The sequence below is a fragment of the Sphingobium sp. YBL2 genome (assembly GCF_000943805.1).
Taxonomy (GTDB): Bacteria; Pseudomonadota; Alphaproteobacteria; order Sphingomonadales; family Sphingomonadaceae; genus Sphingobium; species Sphingobium fuliginis.
This window is the reverse complement of the sequence record NZ_CP010954.1, coordinates 341,494-355,786: the sequence shown is the minus strand read 5'-3', so window position 1 is coordinate 355,786 and position 14,293 is coordinate 341,494. Positions and strand designations below refer to the sequence as shown.

Here is a 14,293-nt window from a genome sequence, read left to right as displayed (position 1 = left end):
TACAGAAGCCCTTACTGCCGCTGGTGCGCGATCGCGATCGACGACAGATCGGTCTCGGGGTTCACCACCAATTTTGCAGATTTCCGCTCCGAATAGCGATCGACAAGCTGGCCAGCATGCGGACGAAGCAGCACGGTCATCCGCACCAGTTCCTCCATCACATCGACGATGCGGTCGTAATAGCTCGACGGCTTCATCCGGCCAGCCTCATCGAACTCCTTATAGGCCATCGCGACCGACGACTGGTTGGGGATCGTGAACATCCGCATCCACCGTCCGAGAAGGCGCAGCGTGTTGACCGCGTTGAACGACTGCGAACCGCCCGACACCTGCATGACCGCCAATGTGCGCCCCTGGGTCGGCCGCATCCCCTTCATCTCGAGCGGCAGATGATCAATCTGCGCCTTCATGATGCCGCTGATCGCGCCGTGTCGCTCGGGGCTGCACCAGACCTGGCCTTCCGACCAGAGCGACAGCTCGCGCAGTTCATGGACAGCGGGATGATCGTCGCCTTTGACCTGGTCGGGCAGCGGTAGATCGGATGGGTCGAATATGCGCGTTTCTGCGCCGAATAGCTGAAGCAATCTGGCAGCTTCCTCGACCGCGAAGCGCGAGAAGGATCGATCGCGTAGCGACCCGTAAAGTAGCAGGATGCGGGGTGATGGCTGGTCGTCGCCAAGGCCCAGCGCCGGGCGGGAAATAACATAGGCCGGGTCAAGTGCCGGGAGGTGATCGGGATCGCAAAGCAGGCGAACGCGGGTCATGACGGTTCCTTGGTAGGTATCGTATCGAAGAAGATCCGATCTAAGCGGCCTCGCTATGCGGTTCCGCGAAGATCGTGTCGGCAATGAAGTGCGCGGCCAGCGCGCCGACAAGCTGGGCAGCGATAAAGGCGGGCACGCAGGCCGGGGCGATCCCGGCGAAGCTGTTGCTCAACGACCGGGCGATGGTGATTGCAGGATTGGCGAAGCTGGTCGACGAGGTGAACCAATAGGCTGCGGTGATGTAGAGCGCGACGCTGATGGGGATGCTCTCGGGCCGCATATTCGCCGTTCCGAGGATGGCGAGGATCAGCCCGAATGTGGCGATGGCTTCGCCCGCGAGCTGGCCGGGACCGCTGCGGATCTTGCCCGACAATTGGAGGATCGGCAGGTCGAACATCAGATGCGCGAGCCAGACGCCAACTATGCCGCCAACGAGTTGGGCAGCGACGTAAGCGATAGCCGTATCGGTGCGGATGTGGCCGCGCAGCCGCATGACCAGCGTGACGGCCGGGTTCATATGGGAACCGGACACCGGCCCGAACATCGTGATGAGGACGAACAGGATCGCGCCGGTCGCGAGCGTATTGCCGAGAAGGGCAATGGCGACGTTCCCGCCGGCAAGCCGTTCGGCCATGATGCCCGAGCCGATGACCGTGGCGAACAGCATGAAGCTGCCCGCCGCCTCGGCAAAGACGGCACGCCGGGTCACGCGGCCGTGATGCGGTTCCCCGCCCCATCGACGACCTGCTCGCCGTCCTCCTTCGCGAAGGCTCCGCGCTGCGCATCCGGCAGGATGTCGAGCACTGCCTCGGACGGCCGGCAGAGCTTCACGCCGAGCGGCGTCACCACCAGCGGACGATTGATGAGAATGGGGTGCGCCATCATCGCATCGATCAAGGTTTCATCGGATAATGTATCGTCACCCAGGCCGAGGTCGGCATAAGGCGTGCCTTTCTCGCGCAGGAGTGCGCGCGGCGTCATGCCGGCCCGCTCGATCATTTCGATGAGCAGTGCGCGCGACGGCGGTGTCCTCAGATATTCGACGACATGCGGCTCGACCCCCGAATTGCGGATCAGCGCCAGCGTGTTCCGCGAAGTTCCGCAGCCGGGATTGTGATAGATGACGATGGTGGTCACGGGCGCCCGGTCCTTCAGCAACAAGTTAGGTCGGCGAGCAGCGGCTCGCAGAGTTCGGCGCGGCCCTGACAGCAATCCTTGGCGAGAAAGATCATGAGGCCGCGAAGCGTGTTGATATTGGCGCGCTGAATCTGATGCCGGCCGCGCTTGTCGGCGCTGACGAGGCCAGCCTTCGCCAGAACAGCGAGATGGGTGGAAAGGGTGCTTTGGCTCAGGCCGCTGGCTTCGACGAGCGCCCCCGTGGACAGACCGTCGGGCTCATGCCGGACAAGCAGGCGAAAGGCATCGAGCCGCGTGGGGTGTGCGAGCGCCGCAAGAGCTTTGAGAGCGAGGTTCGGATCCATGCATCGGATTTATCCGATGGGTTTTCATCTGACAATATGCATCGACATTTCACGATAGATTAGAGTGATCACCATCGTCTTGCCGTCTATGGAAGACTTGGCGGCCCTTCCCATTGCATCGATGCGGATTTCTTGAGCCGTTGCCGCAACCAGGTGAGGCCGGGTGCCTGATGGTGTTGCATCATCTCCCGCATGTTCGGCAATGGGATAGGGGGCTCGAAGATGTCGAGAGGCAGCGCCCTGGCCATGACGCACGCCGATCTTTCGTGCGGTCGAGCAGACCAAGCCGGCCTGTTCATGAATCACAATACTATCTAATTTGGCGTCGAATCGCTGCCCCACGCTGCGCTGAGGGAGGGGCAGCCTTGCACCATGGCGGAATGAATATGCGAATGAAATTTGGCGCCCCGGTCGATTTGCGCGCCATCGTCCCTACGCCGGATATAAGCACATGAGCGACCCGGACATCTCGCGCCTCACTGACAAGCAGAAAGAATGCCTTCGCTTGGTCGCCCAGAATCTCAACACCAAGCAGATCGCCAGGCAGATCGGCAAATCAGATCATGCGGTGAACCAGCGGGTGCGCCAGGCATTGCGCGCGCTGGGGGTTGCCGATCGTTTCGAAGCCGCCCGCATCCTCTCTGAAGTGGAGGGACGGCAGACATATCAGCCATTGATATATCAACCGGAAGAGGTTGCCATCGCCCCGCAAATGTCGATTGTTGGGGGGCAGGAGATGCCGGTCGAACATCAAGCGCTGCGCATCCCTCCGCTGGGAGGCCGAGACAATGATCTAGATGCGTTGCAACGCATGAAGTGGATCCTGAGCCTGGCGCTCATGATCGGCGGAACGGTTGCCGCGCTTGTCGCGGCCGGCCTGTGGATCATGTCTTTCTTTTCATAGCGGTCGCGCGTTCAGACAATCCGACTTTCAAGACGACGCTCGTCGTCCAAGGAGATCCCATGTCCAAAGCTGACAGCCCCATGCCGCTTAGCAAAAATGCCGCTCAGACGGTGGTCACCGACCTGAACATGGCTTACGCCAAGCTCGACGATTTACTGGCCCACACGCTTCGGGCCAGCGCGAACATGATCGAGGTGGGCCGGTCCATGGGACTTGATCCTCTAAGCGGGCAGAAGATTTTTTCCGACCTTACGCGCTGTACAAACGCCATATTGCAAAGCCGCCAGAGCCTGGTCGAGGCGCATAGCAAGGCGCACCGCATCCGCAAGCGCTCCGAAGTCGCCGACGAGAATCTTTTTGGCTGCCCCCGGGAGAAAATGCAGAGCGGCAAGGTGGGCGTGCCGTCGCTGTTCGGCGATATGCCCGGCAGTGCCGCCGCCTGAGAGGCCGCCTATCTCGGGGAAGTCGAATGGATCTGTCCGCCGCCTTCAATGCAGCTCTGATCTGCATAGCGCTTTATGTCTGGCTCCAAGGTGGCTGGGCAGGAAAAGCAGGTGCCTTGCTCGTCATGCTGGCGAGCGTGCTCACCTATATCGGAATGGGTGGCGATCATCCATTCGGCAAGCCCAACCCTCTGGTGTTCAGCGGCGACCTGCTGCTGCTGATCGGGTTCATCTATCTCGCGCTGACCTCGTCACGATGGTGGCCGATCTGGGCAGCGGCCTTCCAGTTCAATGGCGTCTGTTCGCACCTGGTTGCCTGGGCAGCGCCCAAGCTGGTTTCCAAGGTCTATTACAGCATGACCACCGCCTGGGGCATTCCCATCCTGATCGTCATGGCCGTCGGCGTGCTGATGGATCAACGTGCCTCGCAAAGGCTGGGAAATGGGGGGATTCAAGGATGACCGCCATGTTCGGCCAACGCGCGGCACTGCTTCGCCCCACGGATCTTAAGGCGATCGAAAACGATCTTGCCCGGCTGAGCGAAACCATTCGATCGCTGACGGGACCTTCCGAAATCCTTGTCGATGCCGGGGGGCAGGAAACCTCTTCTTCGATGGATGACGTGGCGGAGAAGCGTCTTGGCTCTCTGGCGCGGCGCTTGTTGCGGGAAAGCGATGCTCGGCAGGCGGTGTTACCGTTCGGCATCACCGTCGATCCGGCCTGGCATATGCTGCTGGACCTTTTCGCCGCCGAAACAGAGGGGAAGGCCATTTCAGTGAGCAGCGCCTGCATCGCTTCGGGAGCGCCGCATACGACGGCGCTGCGCTATCTCAACCAGCTGTGCGAGAAGGGGGCCGTGATCCGGGCGCCGGATACCGTGGATGGCCGCCGGATGCATATTCATCTGGCGGAGGAGTTCCGCTCTCGAATACGCGACTATCTTGTTCTGGTGGCCGAGGGGCGGGAGGAGCATCAAACCCCGTAATAGCTGCCAGTTTGAGTGACCAATATGAACCCATCTCTCAGCAAGTCTTTGATTCCTGATGAGACATGGCCAAGGATAAGCGCTATCCTTCATTTATCCCGAGCCAAGAAGCCACAGGGTCGCGTTCCCGCCTCTTCGTGCCTCCCTCCACGAAGAGGCGGGACAATTTTCATCAGGGCCACCCGATTTGCATTTTGGCGGGCAATCCATCTGCCATGCCGCCACTGGCATGACTTTGTTCATGAAGGTCGTTCCGGATAGATATTACGGCACTCGCGCGATAAGGAGCCATTTCGTCGCTGGCATGCGTATATGCTGGCGAGGTAAGGGCCAGGGTGGCAATTTAGGATTATGTCGGTGGATGCATAGCGCCGCATCCAAAGCCGTTCCATCTGCGCGATGGACGACTCGGTCAGAAAGGCGCAATATCATTGCTCTTCTCCCCCTTTGGAAGAAGTCTTGGCCCCGCCTCTGTCCCCCTACTGAGGCGGGGCCATTTTCAGTGGCCGTCAGTTGCGTCGGCGGCGGCCGCAAAGTCGCTCATCCGTGGGCGACACCATCGCCAGCCCCGCCTCGAAAGAGCTCACAGCGGGCATCTTTTTTCGAACCGTCGCTGCTTGGTCTAAAATGGACGGTCTGCTCGCCCTCCAACCCTTACTAGCCGGTGCGGCATGCCAGGCAGAGCGTTTCCGATCAATCAAGCGGCCAAATCCCGAAAATCTTCCGAAATCCAGCGTGATTTCGGTGCATTCTATCAAGTGCAAGATGCAATGAAGAATGATGGAACCCCGCTTCCACCTCTTTGCATCGAGGTCCGTTGAAACATGTCACCCCAGGTCGAGCGCATTCATAGTGACGAGCGTCTTCCGTCTGAGGCTGACGTCGTCATCGTTGGCGGCGGCATCCTCGGCTCTACAGCGGCCTATTATCTAGCGAAGCGCGGCCTCTCTGTGGCGCTCCTCGAGAAGGGCCACGTCGCTTGCGAACAGTCGAGCCGAAATTGGGGTTGGTGCCGCCAGCAGAACCGCGACCGGCGCGAACTGCCGCTCTCCGTGCTCTCCATGCGACTGTGGGACGAACTCACGCGCGAAATTAATCGAGACCTAGGCTTCCGACGGTGCGGCCTTGTCTATGCGACTCATGACGAGGCCGTGCTCGCCGGTTGGGAAAAGTGGCGCGAGATCGCCCGGGAATACGACGTCGATACCCAGGTGCTGAGCCGGGCGGAAGTGGCCGAGCGCGTCCCCGAAGCGCGCGGCAAGTGGGTCGGCGGGACCTATTCGGAACAAGACGGCAAGGCCGAGCCTGCCCTTGCCGCGCCGGCTATTGCCGAGGGGGCCAGGGCTTTGGGCGCGACGATCCACCAGGAATGCGCGGCGCGGGCAATCGAGCTTGCCAACGGAAAGATTGCGGGCGTGCACACGGAGAAGGGCTACATCAAGGCCAGCGCCGTGCTGTGTGCCGCTGGCGCCTGGTCCTCTCGATTCCTTAGGCCGCTCGGGATCAGCTTCCCTCAGGCGAGCATCCGACAGACCGCGCTACGTTCCACCCCGACGATCAACATAGGCGAGGCGGTCTCCACACCCTACTGCACGATCACGCGCCGACTGGACGGCAGCTATACGCTTGCGATCAGTGGCAAGGCGAACCTCGAAATCACGCCGCAGGCTATCCGTTACAGCCGTGAATTCATGCCGCAATTCTTCCGTCGCCTGAAGAATGTCAGGCTTGGCATCGGCCGATCGTTCGTTTCGGGGCCGGATTCAATGCAAGCCCTGCTGACAGGCGACGATCGGATTTTCGAACAGAATCGCGTGCTGGATCCTCCGCCTTTGAAATGGCTGGTGAGCCAGGTGGTGGAGAGTGTACGGAAGACCTTCCCCCAACTCGGCCAAATCGAGATTGATAGCGCCTGGGGTGGCTTCGTCGATTGCACGCCGGACGCAGTGCCTGTCGTGTCGAAGGTGGACGGGGTGGATGGCCTTGTCCTCGCGGCGGGCTGCTCCGGGCATGGATTTGGATTGGGTCCGGGTCTCGGCTATCTGGCTGCAGAGCTTGTCGCGAACGACACGCCTAGCGTGGATCCCGTACCGTTCCGGCTGTCCCGACTGGTCGATGGATCGAAGCTGAACATCGCGGCGATCTGACTGCCGGGTCTGAAGTCAGGCCGGCGCCCACAGGCGAACTCAGTAGACAGGCAGAGAGGCGAGAGGGGCCGCCCCGTGCCCGCTCCGTCAGGTCTGTCGCTTATTGGTAGCGGGCGCCCCGCCTATGACAGGATCCAGCGGTGGCCCCACCACCTTGGATCAATAGCCGCGGGATCGGTCTATCACGCCGATGAGCGGTTCGTTTCGTTGATCTCGACGAATGTTGTCGAGTAGGATCGGTGCGGCCGTCTCCGGTTGGGTCATGCTCGCCACATGCGGTGTTACAAACACCCGCGGGTGCGCCCACAGCGGATGTTCGGGCGGGAGCGGCTCGGTTTCAGTGACATCAAGGATGGCCCTGCTCAAATGACCGCTGTCCAAGGCAGCCAGAAGGTCGGCTTCGACCAGATGAGGCCCCCGTCCGACGTTAATGATAGACGCACCATGAGGCAGGGCAGAAAATGTCTTGCTGTTCAATATACCCACGGTGCTTGGCGTGAGTGGCAGCAGGCACACAAGAACGTCGCATCTACTCAGGAACTCGTTGAATTGTTCGGCCCCCGCATAGCTATCAACACCGATAATCGTGCGCGGGGACCGGTTCCAGCCCCGGAGGCGAAAACCATAGCTGCGCAGCCTTTCGAGTACCGCGCGGCCCAGAACCCCCATTCCCATCACTCCAATTGTACGGGAAGAAGCCGGTGGAACCTCGAGCGGGTTCCATTCTCGCGATGTTTGGGCCTCGACATAGTCGAAGAAATCACGGTGAACCGCGAGAACCGCGAGACTCACATATTCGACCATGCCGTCGATGATGCCCGGTTCGACCATGCGGACGAGGGGGACGTGATCAGGCACCGCAGAAAGATCGACATGATCGACGCCGGCGCCCGACGAGAACAAGACCTTCAGCCGCGGCAAGGATGTCAGGAACTCACGCGGCGCCTGCCAGGCAATCAGATACTCGATCTCATCAAGGTTTCCAGCATCCGGCCAGACGCGAAAGTCGAGGTCGGGAGCATGCTTGGCGAAAAACTGGGACCAAGCTGCGGCGCGAGGAGCGTCGGAGCGATAGAGGATCGCCATTTACCATCCCCCCACCCAGCCGTCGAACAGCCCGTCGGGGAGTGAATCCTTTTCGGCACCGCGCAGGAAGTCGAAGTCGCAGCCACGATGGGCTTGCTCGATGTGGCGACTATATAGCGAGCGATAGCCGCGGTTGTGGCGAGGCTGTGGTGCCTGCCATTGGGCACGTCGACGCTCGAGCTCGTCGCTGTCCACCAGCAGATCGAGCCTCCGTTCTGCAAGATTGAATTCGATCATGTCCCCGTCGCGAACCAGCGCCAGCGGCCCACCGACTGCCGCTTCGGGAGAGACGTGCAATATGGCGGCCCCATAAGCCGTGCCGCTCATCCGAGCATCGGATATGCGCAACATGTCCCGTACGCCTTGCGCCAGGAGATGGCGGGGAAGCGGCAGCATGCCCCATTCCGGCATGGCCGCACCCACGGGGCCGGCGTTACGCAGGATCAGTACGCTGTTCTCGTCAATGCCGAGCGCGGGATCGTCGATCCGATCGGCGATCGTCTGAACGTCTTCGAAAACGACGGCCCGGCCACGGTGATTGAGCAGCCGGGCTTCCGCGGCGCAGACCTTCATAACGGCGCCATCGGGAGCAAGATTGCCCCGCACAACCGCTAGAGTTTCTCCGATCCGAACGGGCTTGTCGAGTGGACGGATAACGTCTTCGTCGAGTATTTCGGCCGCCGAAACGACATCGCCGATCGTTTGACCGCTAACGCTGCGGGCGTCCAAATGGAGCAGGGGAGCGAGCCTCTTAAGTAATGCCGGCACCCCGCCCGCAGCCATCAATCGCTCGGTCAGATGCTCGCCGGCCGGCTGAACATTGGCAATCAGCGGCACCCGGCGGCCAATCTCATCGAAACGTTCGAGCGAGAGGTCCACACCGGCGCGCCCGGCAAGCGCCAGAAGGTGGATGATCGCGTTCGTCGATCCGCCCACGGCGCAGAGCAATGTGATCGCATTGTCGAATGCGCGCCCGTCAAGTAGTGTGAGCCCGGCTTCGGCAGCATTTGCGAGGATTACGCTGCGGCGCCCCACCTCCCGCGCAAATTGGTTGCGGCGCCGATCGACTGCAGGCACAAGACTGCTGCCCGGCAGGGAGATTCCCAGTGCCTCGGAAATGACCGCCATCGACGATGCAGTGCCCATTTCGGCACAATGTCCGACCGTTCCCATGACATTGCGCTCAAAATCGGCGAACTCCCCTTCCGCAAACTCCCCAGCGCGCAACTTGTCGACCATTTGCCAAACGCCGGTAGCATTGGCGAGATTCCCGCCGGTCGCCGAGCGCGGCGTCGCGGGGCCACTCGCGAGAAAGATAAACGGCACGCCTGCACTTACCGCTCCCATGATGAGCGCCGGCTGTGTCTTATCGCATCCGCCCAGCAGGACTACCGCATCAAAGGGATAGGCGCGAACGCACTCTTCCACTTCCATGGCCAGAAGGTTGCGAAACGGAAACGAGGTGGGCTTGATGATGTTTTCGCTGAGCGACATCAGCGGCGTCTCGAATGGGATTCCGCCTGCCTCTATGATCCCGGTCCGCACATCTTCTGCAAGGACGCGGAGGTTCATGTTGCATGGATTGATGTCGGACCAGGTATTGAGGATCCCGACGACCGGACGCTCCATCAGGTCCTGACGGCTCCAGCCGGCAGCCGCAAGCGTGGAGCGGTGAATGAAGCCCGGCAAATCATCCTTGCGGAACCAGCGTGCGCTGCGCAGCGCCTTTTTGTCATTCGACTTTCTGGCATCTTTGTCATCGTCAAGCATCCGCGCCTCGTCTCAAAACTCCCTGACATGATCTTACTATGCTACAGGCACGTTTATTGCCTATTTCGTGGTTAAAAACGGCTACAAGTCTGCACACTTCGCCTTTAATCGGAATCTTCTTCTGCTTGGCTGAACCAGTATTGGGCCAGCGGGGCCGTCGCGTTCTCGCGGTGCGGAACGAACAACGGGAAGGATTTCCAATGAGCCAATTTAGACCCAAATACATCACATTCGATTGTTATGGCACCCTGACCAATTACGAGATGGGGCCGTTGGGCCGTCAGCTGTTTGCCGATCGTATTGCCTCGGAGCAGATGGAGGCCTTTCTCGCGGACTTTAAAGCATACCGGCTCGACGAAGTTCTTGGCGACTGGAAGCCATTGCATGAGGTAGTCCGGAACTCCGTCGAACGTCTCTGCCGGAAGTGGAGCGTGGAATTTCGCGAGGCGGACGCATCCAAAATCTATAATAGCATTCCAACCTGGGGTCCTCATCCCGATGTCCCCGAGGGCCTAGCCAAGGTCGCCAAGGAAATCCCCCTGGTGATTCTTTCCAACGCGGATAACGCACAGATACATGAAAACGTCGCCAAGCTCGGCGCTCCGTTCGCCCATGTCTTCACGGCAGAGGATGCGCAGGCGTACAAGCCGCGGCTGCAGGCTTTCGAATATATGTTCGACCAGCTCGGGTGCTCCCCCGAAGAAGCCATGCACGTATCTTCCAGTTTTCGGTATGATCACATGTCCGCCTGTGATCTGGGTTACGGTGCGCGCGTGTTCGTCGCGCGCGGACATGAGCCTAGCCTACCTCATTATGCCACCCACCAAATCGCGGATATCGGCGGTCTTGCCGGCGTGATAGGTCTCTGAGTAGAACCGGCAGGGTCGGCGGTCCTGCCGGTACGCTTCTCGTTGGTTGGCCTGGTGAGGCAAAGCTGATGGCGCTGGAGTATCGAGGTGAATAGGAATCTGGGGGTTTGCAAAGTTTAGGGAATATGATCTGTAATGTGCAGCGCCAGGCGGCGTGGATCCCTTGAGGGTTTCATGGACCTGTCAGCACCCCAGAGAGTGGCGAGTGGATTTTCATGGTATGACTGAAAAAGTGGAGCTGGTCTCCGTCGCCTGCCCCACATTCTTCTTTGATGTTACCTGATCCGCTTCAGTTCAGCTTGTTGATGGATTCACGCATGTGGTCGACACTGACGCTGGAATAGCGCTGGACCATGCGCAGCGATTTCCAGCCGCCCATGTTCATGATGGTGATGAGGTCGATCCCGGCCATGACGCAGTGCGATGCCCAGTGGTGGCGCCAGTCGTGGACGGTGTCCAGCCATCTCTCGAACTTCAAGAGCCGATCGGTATCTTTGCCGAACCTCGCACTTCCTGGACCAGCGCCAGCGTGTTGAGCCTTGCGAGAAGTGTTCCCGACCACCGCTCGCCCAGAAGTTCCGGCGCCGTAGCTGGCCAAGTGTCCAACGCACGTTCCACCGTCGCCTTGACCTCGCGAACGACCCACTTGGGGTCCACCCGCAGAAAGCTCGCCACTCGTTCGAATCGGTGGAGGTTGACAGTGTCGAAGCTGTGGGTGCGTACGAACCGTAGAGCGAGCGTGTCGCGCGGCTGAAAAAGGACAGTCGGAACAATGTCGTAGGCTGGTGACAAGCGGACCTGCCCCGGTTCAGGGAAACGGAAGGACCAGTTCTTGAGGTGATTATCGCCGTTGCCGATCAGCACGTCCGCGACAATGCGGCGGATTGCCTCGAGGATGTCGGCGCGGCGGTCAGTACTGAAGCGGCTGATCATGTTGATGACGGTTTCGGTGGTGGCCATGGTATATTTGCGATCCCCGATCGCTCCGATGACCTGCCCGGCGTCCTCAATGTGAATGCGCGTGTCGTCGGCTGCGCGATCGAACCGATCGACCACCAATACCTGCTCGCCGTGTTCGAGCATTTCGTCGGGTATACCCGCGACGGCGGCGCGCGGCATCAGCCGACAAGGCGCTGTCTCGACGCCGATCGTGCCCGCCAGCGTCATTGCGCCATGCTCAGCTTCCGGAAGCCCGCGATAGGTATTGCTTGCTACCTTGATGATGCAGCGGCCGGTGTCGCCCCGGGCGGGAAGTGTAAGCCGTTCGCCGTCGATATTGGCGGTGAATTTGAGTTGGACTCCGGCGAGTGAGAATTTGACCACACCCTTGGGTTCGGCCGCCTTGAAGCCTTTTATAGATATCAGATCGAGAGGGCCGGCGGAGGCTGGTGTGTCGGTTTCGGCTGTAACCAGCACGGCGCCGGGAAGGTCGGCGCCCAGCCGGGTGAGCACGTCGAACTGGTCATGATCCCCGGGACCCATTTCGGTGAGCACCAGTTCGCGAAGCGCGCCTTCGGGAAGCAACCCGGCAAACCAGGGCGGGATCGAGCCGTGCAGGCCAATCTTGTCGCCACGAGCGGAAAGCCGGTCGCGGGTGCCTGCGTCAGACGTCGGATCATACCAGCCAAGGCTGAGTACGGGCCGTGCCGTGTCGCGGAGATAGGATTCGGACACTGTGAAGGCGACCGCGCCGTCGGCATCGCGCGTGAGCGTTCCTACCTTCACTGGCCCAAGCTTCGCATCAAGCAGGTGAACGCCGAGGATCGCGGAAGCCTTCCCCATCTAGCGGTTCTCCTCTTCGTCCTCATCGAGATCGACGAACAACTCCTCGAACGTCGAGCGTACCGGGCGGTTGAAGTCGATGCCGCGCGCGCCTTCGACCTGCTCACGGACTGCGCTAGCCTGGGCGCGTGGCACGAGGACGGGCACCAGATCCAGCGCGTCGCAGATCTCGGCGAATAGGGTCAGGCGGTCGCGACCCCGGCGGCCGCCGATCAGATCACGTTCGAGTTCAGAGATGCGCGCGCGATCACGACCAAGCCGCCGGGCCAATCCAAGTTGACTCATGGAGCGTCTGCCGCGCCAATGACGCAATTGATCCCCCACGATAGAAAAAATATCCATTTGCATGCGGAATTCCGCTCTAAAAATATATACTATGCGGAATATCGCTACAGGAAAAATTTGGAAGATCAAGCGGAATTCCGCTCTAAGTGTGCGAAGATAGCGGTATCCCGCTCTCATATTCCCCCGAAACTTTGTCGAGATGCATCAGGCCGCCGCAACAGGCGCGGGGACCTGGCTTCACACCCGCAACTGGTATCGACCGCGAGGCAGGCTACAATCCATGCCGCCATCAGTCGCTCGCTCAACCACTGAACAACCTCTCGAGGCGCTTTCTCTGATTGCGCTGCACCCTATGGGCGGCTTCGCTAGGCTATCGGTTCTCGCAGGAAATGGAGCAGACTGTGCGGTCTGCCCCAAATCCTTCTCGGACGTGCGGCTCGCTTTAGCTGAGCCTATTGATGGATTCGCGCATGTGGTCGACACTGACGCTGGAATAGCGCTGCACCATCCGGAGCGATTTCCAACCGCCCATGTTCATGATGGTGATGAGGTCGATCCCGGCCATGACGCAGTGCGATGCCCAGTGGTGTCGCCAGTCATGGACGGTGAAATCCTCTATCTCTGCGCGCTTGCACGCAGTGGCGTGCTGATTCCTGATCGGGTTGCCGCCGGGGATCTTCGCCTTGCGGGTGTCGGAATAGGGCTTGCCCAACCGGTTGAGGAAAACATGCCCCTTTGTCGGCTGCCCTCGCTTCTCCCAGATCGGACGCAGGACGTCCATGACGCGGGGATGCATCGGCACGGACCGGATGACGGCATTCTTGCTGTGGTTAAGCCGGATCGATCCTTGCTCCATATCGACGCCCTCGACACCCCACGGGAGCTGCAATGCCGTCTGGATGCGTGGGCCATGGAAGGCGAGCAGGGTGATGATCGGCTGTATGTGCGGTGAGTAGGCCTCGATCAGCCGGTCGCGGTCTTCCTTGCTGAGAAAGCGCACCCGTTCATTGTCGAACGGGATCGCCTTGATGCGCAGGGGCGGAAGGTCGTGCAGGTCGTGATGGACGTTGATCGCGGCCTGGAACACGGCGCGATAGCGATCCTGGCCCGCCGGGTCATGGCCGGTCAGATAGGCGCGGCGAAAATGCTCCCAGGCCTGCTTGGGTTCGCGCAGGCTGAAGTCTCCGATCAGGCCATCGAGCTTGCCGATGCGCAGGACATCGGACGGGCAGGGGGGCTTTGCTTTCGTCAGGTAGCTTTCAAAAGCGTCGGCTATTTTGCCTTGCGCTACGATCGCGGCCGGACCGAACATCAGCCGGTGCCGCAGCTTCGTCTCATGTTCCGCCATCAGGTGCGCCGCAGCATCGCGGTCACTCGTTCCTGAACTGAACTCCTTGACGTCGATGTGCTTGTCGCCAAGCGTGACGGTACCTCGGATATAATAAATGCCGTTCTTGCCACGGGTTCGAATGGAGAGCATCTTATCTTCCTGTTCCCTCTGATCGCGCGCTTGCGCCGGGAGTTTCGCTCCGAATGCTTCAGCGTGAGGCGCGTTAGCTTTTATGAAGGTCTGGGGCATGCTGTCGTCCTGATTGGTACGGGCGCATGCTGAACTGAAACAGCATGCCAAGCGACAGCAAGGTGATCATCCATTCCATGGAGGTGCCCGGCTTCGTGGCAGTGCACGGATGCGTCGGCAGGCAAAGGCCGTGATGGGCGAGCAGCGTTTGTATGCTTCCTGCGCGGCTGCGGGATCGACCCTTTTGGAGCCTGAGCT

17 protein-coding genes are annotated in these 14,293 nt (G+C 60.4%); 6 read left to right on the top strand and 11 right to left on the bottom strand.

Annotation, left to right across the window (positions count from 1 at the left end; genetic code table 11):
* Window positions 1-11: 11 nt before the first annotated feature.
* From arsH to TZ53_RS26590, 5 genes are read right to left on the bottom strand one after another with little or no spacing between them, the layout of a single operon-like run.
* A complete protein-coding gene (arsH, locus tag TZ53_RS01755) occupies window positions 12-764 on the bottom strand; it encodes an arsenical resistance protein ArsH (RefSeq protein WP_044660229.1) in 753 nt (250 codons plus the stop codon).
* A gap of 40 nt (window positions 765-804) precedes the next feature.
* Window positions 805-1,473, bottom strand: a complete 669-nt coding sequence (locus tag TZ53_RS01750; RefSeq protein WP_044660228.1) for an aquaporin — start codon at window positions 1,471-1,473, stop codon at window positions 805-807.
* A complete protein-coding gene (arsC, locus tag TZ53_RS01745) occupies window positions 1,470-1,901 on the bottom strand; it encodes an arsenate reductase (glutaredoxin) (protein ID WP_044660227.1) in 432 nt (143 codons plus the stop codon). Before arsC ends, TZ53_RS01750 begins: the two co-directional genes overlap by 4 nt.
* 14 nt (window positions 1,902-1,915) lie before the next feature.
* On the bottom strand, window positions 1,916-2,245 hold the full coding sequence (locus TZ53_RS01740; RefSeq protein ID WP_044660226.1) for an ArsR/SmtB family transcription factor: 330 nt from the start codon (window positions 2,243-2,245) through the stop codon (window positions 1,916-1,918).
* A gap of 24 nt (window positions 2,246-2,269) precedes the next feature.
* Entirely contained in the window at window positions 2,270-2,587 is a 318-nt protein-coding gene (locus TZ53_RS26590; protein ID WP_137710318.1) for a hypothetical protein, read from the bottom strand.
* Between the two features lie 109 nt (window positions 2,588-2,696).
* On the opposite strand from TZ53_RS26590, the gene TZ53_RS01735 reads away from it, so the two are divergent.
* The 5 genes from TZ53_RS01735 (at window position 2,697) to TZ53_RS01715 (ending at window position 6,724) form a co-directional block, all read left to right on the top strand.
* Window positions 2,697-3,149: a helix-turn-helix domain-containing protein gene (locus TZ53_RS01735; protein WP_044660225.1), complete on the top strand. Its 453-nt coding sequence runs from the start codon at window positions 2,697-2,699 to the stop codon at window positions 3,147-3,149.
* Window positions 3,150-3,208: 59 nt separating this feature from the next.
* The gene (locus TZ53_RS01730) at window positions 3,209-3,592 is read left to right on the top strand and encodes a hypothetical protein (protein WP_052628065.1); all 384 of its coding nucleotides are present in this window, start codon (window positions 3,209-3,211) and stop codon (window positions 3,590-3,592) included.
* A 26-nt stretch (window positions 3,593-3,618) separates the two neighbouring features.
* Window positions 3,619-4,053, top strand: a complete 435-nt coding sequence (locus tag TZ53_RS01725; RefSeq protein ID WP_044660224.1) for a hypothetical protein — start codon at window positions 3,619-3,621, stop codon at window positions 4,051-4,053.
* Window positions 4,050-4,577 carry a hypothetical protein gene (locus TZ53_RS25485; protein ID WP_052628064.1) on the top strand — a complete coding sequence of 176 codons (528 nt, stop codon included), beginning with the start codon at window positions 4,050-4,052 and terminating at the stop codon, window positions 4,575-4,577. Before TZ53_RS01725 ends, TZ53_RS25485 begins: the two co-directional genes overlap by 4 nt.
* Window positions 4,578-5,401: 824 nt before the next feature.
* Window positions 5,402-6,724 carry an NAD(P)/FAD-dependent oxidoreductase gene (locus tag TZ53_RS01715; protein ID WP_044660223.1) on the top strand — a complete coding sequence of 441 codons (1,323 nt, stop codon included), beginning with the start codon at window positions 5,402-5,404 and terminating at the stop codon, window positions 6,722-6,724.
* Between the two features lie 159 nt (window positions 6,725-6,883).
* On the opposite strand, the gene TZ53_RS01710 is transcribed toward TZ53_RS01715, so the two are convergent.
* Together TZ53_RS01710 and TZ53_RS01705 are read right to left on the bottom strand one after the other, a co-directional pair.
* Window positions 6,884-7,810: a 2-hydroxyacid dehydrogenase gene (locus TZ53_RS01710; RefSeq protein ID WP_044660222.1), complete on the bottom strand. Its 927-nt coding sequence runs from the start codon at window positions 7,808-7,810 to the stop codon at window positions 6,884-6,886.
* The gene (locus tag TZ53_RS01705; protein WP_044660221.1) at window positions 7,811-9,580 is read right to left on the bottom strand and encodes a dihydroxy-acid dehydratase; all 1,770 of its coding nucleotides are present in this window, start codon (window positions 9,578-9,580) and stop codon (window positions 7,811-7,813) included. It lies immediately after the preceding gene.
* A gap of 200 nt (window positions 9,581-9,780) precedes the next feature.
* Between TZ53_RS01705 and TZ53_RS01700 the strand changes: the two genes are divergently transcribed.
* The gene (locus tag TZ53_RS01700) at window positions 9,781-10,449 is read left to right on the top strand and encodes a haloacid dehalogenase type II (protein WP_025551782.1); all 669 of its coding nucleotides are present in this window, start codon (window positions 9,781-9,783) and stop codon (window positions 10,447-10,449) included.
* A 289-nt stretch (window positions 10,450-10,738) separates the two neighbouring features.
* Here the strand turns inward: TZ53_RS01700 and TZ53_RS26585 are convergent, their stop codons facing one another.
* The 4 genes from TZ53_RS26585 to TZ53_RS01680 form a co-directional block, all read right to left on the bottom strand.
* Complete coding sequence (locus tag TZ53_RS26585) at window positions 10,739-10,927, bottom strand: tyrosine-type recombinase/integrase (RefSeq protein WP_226870222.1); 189 nt, start codon at window positions 10,925-10,927, stop codon at window positions 10,739-10,741.
* The gene (locus tag TZ53_RS01690; RefSeq protein WP_044660220.1) at window positions 10,924-12,231 is read right to left on the bottom strand and encodes a type II toxin-antitoxin system HipA family toxin; all 1,308 of its coding nucleotides are present in this window, start codon (window positions 12,229-12,231) and stop codon (window positions 10,924-10,926) included. Before TZ53_RS01690 ends, TZ53_RS26585 begins: the two co-directional genes overlap by 4 nt.
* Complete coding sequence (locus TZ53_RS01685) at window positions 12,232-12,579, bottom strand: helix-turn-helix domain-containing protein (RefSeq protein ID WP_044662777.1); 348 nt, start codon at window positions 12,577-12,579, stop codon at window positions 12,232-12,234. It lies immediately after the preceding gene.
* A gap of 379 nt (window positions 12,580-12,958) precedes the next feature.
* Window positions 12,959-13,996, bottom strand: a complete 1,038-nt coding sequence (locus TZ53_RS01680) for a tyrosine-type recombinase/integrase (RefSeq protein WP_044660219.1) — start codon at window positions 13,994-13,996, stop codon at window positions 12,959-12,961.
* Window positions 13,997-14,293 lie beyond the last annotated feature (297 nt).